Raw genomic sequence first — 3,615 nt, 5'->3', positions numbered from 1 at the left:
TGGCGCTTTCGCGTTGCTGTAAAGTTGTGGTCATGTGTTTATGATTGCTGTATTTGGTTGTCAATGTTCGGATGATGCTTATATTATTAACTGTCTTGTTAACCTTTGTAAAGGGGTCTAGCGACAGTTAAACTGATACAACTCATCAGGAAAGCTGATGAAATGAGAGAGCTGGGCGATCGCCAGGGGTTTTGTTAAGAAAGTTGAGGGTTTTGCTTTGTGTGGGTCAGCTCGTGATAGGTTTCTAAAACCTGAAAGCGGGAAAGTCCGGTGCAATTCCGGCGCTGTGCCGCAACTGTAAAAGTCAGAATGCCGATTTCGGGGGCGCTTGGTGGGCGTTTACTTTTGGATTCCCTGCGCAGCACGGGGAGGAGATTATTTGTTAGCTTTGACTGATTTGCCGACTTGTCCGGGTTTATTTTACGGTTCGATCGCCCGAGACGGAGTTTTATCGAGAATGCGGATTCCTGGGGGAATTTTAAACGCGCAGCAGTGTTGGACGATCGCCGATTTGGCAGATCAATACAGTACCGGCTGTTTGCAAGTGACGAATCGGGCAAATTTGCAAATCCGAGAAGTGCACTCGTCCATTCCCCCGGAAGTCTGGAACCGCTTGCAGGAATTGGGGATAGCGTCTCGCCGCGTTGAAGTTGACCCGATTCGCAATATAATGGCAAGTCCGACAGCAGGGATCGATCGCCAGCAGTTACTCGATACTCGCCCGCTAGTGAAAGCTTGGGATGATTACCTGCAAACCCATCCGGAATTTTCGGAACTTTCGCCTAAGTTCAGCATTGGCTTGGATGGCGGGGAGTCGGTTTCGATCCAGGCTTTGCGCAACGATATTTTATTGGCAGCAGGGCGATCGGCAAAATCAGAAATCGTTTTTCGGCTGCATTTAAACAGCGATACAGGGATTTTAATCCAACAATCGCAATGTATTTCAGTCTTAGTCGCCCTTGCTAGCGCGTATCTTGAATACACAAAAAATCGGCCTCGAATTGATGGCAAAAAACCGCGTTTGCGTCACCTGCTGGCAGATTGGGGTGTTGAAAGTTATCTAGAACGGGTACAGCAGAATTTACCATTTTTATTGCAATTCACATCCTGCCCCTTTCCCAAAAACAGACAAGATTCCTGTTCCACAAAGAGTGAATTTCCTTGTGGGGTGGGCATCTTGCCCGCCCGCTCGCTCGACTCATCTGCAAGGGCGATCGAACAATCCCCACATCTCGGCATCCACCCTCAGCGACAGTCGGATTTCTCGTACATGGGAATTGCGCTGCCTCTCGGTAGGCTAGAATCAAAGCAACTGCGGAATTTGGCAAATTTAGCCAAAAATCTAGCCAGCGGTACCCTGAGACTTACGCCGTGGCAAAATCTGTTGATTTCTGATATCCCCAACTCCCATCTTTTTGAGATAAAACAGCAAATCGCCGATTTGGGATTGCACTCGTCGGCGACTCGCCTAGATTCGTGCTTGGTGGCTTGTGCCGGCAGCAGCGGCTGTGCGTCGGCGACCACAGATACTCAAAGTCACGCCCTAGCAATGGCGAGGGATTTAGCGCAAAAATTGACGATCGACCTGCCGATTAACATTCATTTCAGCGGTTGCCAAAAGTCCTGCGCCCAGCACCGACCAATAGATATCACACTGGTGGGAATTCAGATTGAGCGAGGACACGAGACGATCGAAGGTTACGACATTTATGCGGGTAGAAAAGATTTGCCCTTCGGGCGACCAATTTTTCCGGCGGTGAGTGCGGCCGAGATGCCCGGTGCGATCGAGCTTTTGTTGCAGGTGTATCAGCGGTTTCGAGAGCCTTTGGAGTCAGTTGGTGAGTTTGTCGATCGGCGGGCGATCGACCAATTGCAGGAGTTGTTGAACACCGAAAATCGGAATTTAAGGTGAAAAAATATCCCATTAAAACTGACAATTTTTAAGCATTTCCCTTGATATTTCTTCCTTCGCGTCCTTTACGCCTTCGCGGTTCATTCAAAAAATCTATTTCACAAATCCCACAAAATTCCCAAAGCAGTTTTAAAGAATGATTGACTACATTCGAGACGGAACAGAAATCTACACCAAATCCTTCGCCACAATTCGAGCCGAAGCAGATTTGTCAAGCTTGCCGCCCGATTTAGAATCGGTAGCCGTGCGACTAATTCACAGTTGTGGCATGACCGATATTGTTGCAGATTTAGCAGCTTCGCCCGGGGCCGCAACCTGCGGACGCCAAGCCCTTTCTGCAGGTGCGCCCATCCTGTGCGATGCCCGGATGGTGGCCGAAGGCATCACTCGCAAACGCCTTCCCGCTGACAATCCGGTGATTTGCACCCTCTGGCATTCCGAAATCCCGGAGTTGGCGCGGCAAATCGGAAATACTCGATCGGCCGCGGCCCTGGATTTATGGCTGGATAACTTGCAGGGTGCGGTTGTGGCCATCGGCAATGCCCCGACTGCTTTGTTCCGACTACTGGAAATGCTGGATGCCGGAGCACCCAAACCGGCTTTAATTCTGGGTTTCCCGGTAGGATTTGTCGGGGCCGCCGAATCCAAAGCCGAACTGGCCGCCAACAGTAGGGGAGTGCCATTTATTACGTTGCACGGGCGGCGCGGTGGCAGTGCAATGGCAACGGCGGCCGTGAATGCGTTAGCGAAAAAGGATGAATTATGACTGAGGCGAATGGTAAATTGTACGGTTTGGGTATTGGCCCTGGCGATCCAGAGTTGATTACTTTGAAAGCTTATCGGATTTTGCAATCGGTACCGGTGATTGCTTATCCGGCGATGGAAAATGGTAAGGTGCTGGCGCGGGCGATCGTCGCAGATTATCTGCGCCCGGAGCAAATTGAGATTCCGATGCCGTTGCCTTTTAGTCCGACGCGATCGTCTCAACCTTATTATGATATTGCTGCCGAGAAAATTGCCGCACATCTGAGCCAGGGACAGGATGTGGCTGTGCTATGTGAGGGCGAACCTTTTCTCTACGGCACGTTTATGTATTTATTCAACCGTTTGTCGGGAACATTTACCACTGAAGTTGTGCCGGGAATTTCTTCGACAATGGCGAGTGCGGCTGCGTTGGGAGTGCCGCTGACTTATCGTAACGATGTGTTAAGTATTATGCCTGCGACGCTGGATGCTGAGGTTTTGCGCGATCGACTGGCGGTTGTTGATGCTGCTGTGATTATTAAGCTGGGGAGGCATTTTGCGAAAGTCCGGGACGTACTCATTGAGTTGGGACAGTTCGATAGAGCACTGTATATAGAACGCGCAACTATGCCTAATCAGCGAATTAGGGCGATCGCAGATGTCGATCCCGCTGAAGTTCCCTATTGGGCTCTCATTATGATACCCAGCCAGCAAAAGTCTGTATCCTAATATTTCCATGCCTGAAGGCGACGCGCTTCCAGGCTTTTCCTACTTTTGTGTGCACTCTTTCCCATTTATGCACTATTCCTGATATTGATAACTGAATCTTATGACTCTCATCAGTTAATCTGTTGTTAAAATACTTTACAAACCTTAGGATATGCTTTATGTTTATTTACATGGCGGAACACAAAGCCGTCACGAACATTGAAAACCAAATAAAGCAATCATAAGCAAAT

General features: G+C 49.3%; 3 protein-coding genes and 1 riboswitch. All 3 genes read left to right on the top strand.

Annotation, left to right across the window (positions count from 1 at the left end):
- Window positions 1-243 precede the first annotated feature (243 nt).
- Window positions 244-323, top strand: a riboswitch (adenosylcobalamin-variant (AdoCbl-variant) riboswitch).
- A 56-nt stretch (window positions 324-379) separates the two neighbouring features.
- The 3 genes from cobG (at window position 380) to QUB56_RS36435 (ending at window position 3,385) form a co-directional block, all read left to right on the top strand.
- A complete protein-coding gene (gene cobG, locus QUB56_RS36445; protein ID WP_332961227.1) occupies window positions 380-1,912 on the top strand; it encodes a precorrin-3B synthase in 1,533 nt (510 codons plus the stop codon).
- 136 nt (window positions 1,913-2,048) lie between these two features.
- Entirely contained in the window at window positions 2,049-2,678 is a 630-nt protein-coding gene (locus QUB56_RS36440; protein ID WP_332961226.1) for a precorrin-8X methylmutase, read from the top strand.
- Window positions 2,675-3,385 (top strand): precorrin-2 C(20)-methyltransferase, encoded by a 711-nt coding sequence (locus QUB56_RS36435; protein ID WP_332961225.1) that lies wholly within the window; start codon window positions 2,675-2,677, stop codon window positions 3,383-3,385. The genes QUB56_RS36440 and QUB56_RS36435 overlap by 4 nt, the downstream gene beginning before the upstream one ends.
- The last annotated feature ends 230 nt before the right edge of the window (window positions 3,386-3,615 follow it).

Origin of the sequence: Microcoleus sp. AR_TQ3_B6 (genome assembly GCF_036702785.1) — a bacterium.
Taxonomy (GTDB): Bacteria; Cyanobacteriota; Cyanobacteriia; order Cyanobacteriales; family Microcoleaceae; genus Microcoleus.
The sequence above is the reverse complement of the archived record's forward strand: the minus strand, read 5'-3'. Positions and strand labels throughout refer to the sequence as shown.